Here is a 1,614-nt window from a genome sequence, read left to right as displayed (position 1 = left end):
ACTTATTACTAGCTACACAGACGCTTTAAAAGATATTTCGAACGAAGGATTACTGTAATTATAAAGAATCATATTAAACCGTCCTGATTTTTCTGAGGACGGTTTTTCTTATATTAAAAGTTTTTAAAAGTGAATTTAGTTGATTTCAGTTTATTTATTTTGTCAAAAAAAATAATTTTGTATTCGAATCAAAATTTTGGTTCAATATCATGGATATTTGAAAGACACGTTGGTTCCCTCAATCTTATTTCCATCATTTATATATATACTTACACCTTTGAAATATCGTAATATGACATTGTAACCTAGTTGCGAACGAAATTACAACGATACACAAGGACAAAGTAGTGCAAGGACAACACCTTATTTGAACGTATTGAAGGGGGATAATATAAAAATGAAAAATCTTAAAACTGTTTTTAGCAAGACTATTCTTCTAAGTATGACRACKGCTTTAATMATTACTGGGTGCGGCAAAACAGGTACTAGCACACCATCAACTTCACCAAGTGCTGCGGCAACAACGGCAGCAGCAGCAAAGCCGGTTACACTGAAGTTTGTAACGATGGGTCCTGGTAAGCAAGCTGATTCGCAASAGGTTTATGATGAATTCAACAAGAAATTGGCAACATTACTTCCAAATACGAAAGTAGAATTCGTACCAATGACTGGCGCGGAATACGCTGAGAAATGGAAACTAATGGCTGCTGCATCCGAAGAGATTGACATTGCATGGACAGGATATCTATTGGATTATCCAGGTGAAGTCAACAAAGGTTCTTATATCGAATTGGATTCATTAGTTGATAAATATGCACCAGAAATTAAGAAAGAAATTCCATCTTGGGTATTGGACCGCGCTCGTGTGAATGGCAAATTATATGCGATTCCAAACTATCAACAAGCAGTAGATAACCGTCCAACGCTGCGTGTACCGAAAGAGTTTGTTGATAAAGGATACATCGATCCGAAGGCAGCACAAGAAACTTTCTATAAAACGGGTCCTGCATCCAAGGAATCACTCGCTGTCATTGAAGGTTACCTAGAGAAATTGAAGCAAAACAATCAATTACGAAAAGGCTTTAGCCCGAATGTACTTACGGGTATGCAGCATCACAATATCATCACACCATCTTTCAAATTAGTAGGTGATTTGAAAGATCCGAAAAGCTTAAAGGTTATCAATTTRTATGACACACCKGATGAGCAGCGTTATATCAAAACAATGACGGATTGGTATGCCAAAGGTTACATTCGTAAAGATATCTTGAGCTTGCAAAATCAACGTCAAGATGAAGGTAAGCCAGACGGGAACATTGCTTGGTTCCATACGATGGTTGGCAGTATCGAAGATGTTTCGAAAGCAGATTCTACAAGATATGGTTTCCCAATTCAGCTAATTCCAATGGAAGAGAAGTATACTATCTCCAACTTGTCCGATTCCACGAACTTAGCGATTACAAGAACATCTAAAAATCCTGAGCGTGCTATGCAGCTTATTAATTTGTTTGATACGGCTATGTGGAATGATCTGTATAACCTTCTCGTATGGGGTTTTGAAGGCAAGCATTACATGTAAACTGGCGACAATAAAATTGAAACAATTGGTTACTC

General features: G+C 37.1%; 1 protein-coding gene. It reads left to right on the top strand.

The window, feature by feature from the left end; translation table 11 throughout:
• Positions 1–397 precede the first annotated feature (397 nt).
• Entirely contained in the window at positions 398–1,579 is a 1,182-nt protein-coding gene (locus AC1DVJ_RS30905) for an ABC transporter substrate-binding protein (protein WP_477596748.1), read from the top strand.
• Positions 1,580–1,614: the final 35 nt, after the last annotated feature.

It is taken from the genome of Paenibacillus sp. P4_A9 (assembly GCF_056402415.1).
The sequence above is the reverse complement of the archived record's forward strand: the minus strand, read 5'-3'. Positions and strand labels throughout refer to the sequence as shown.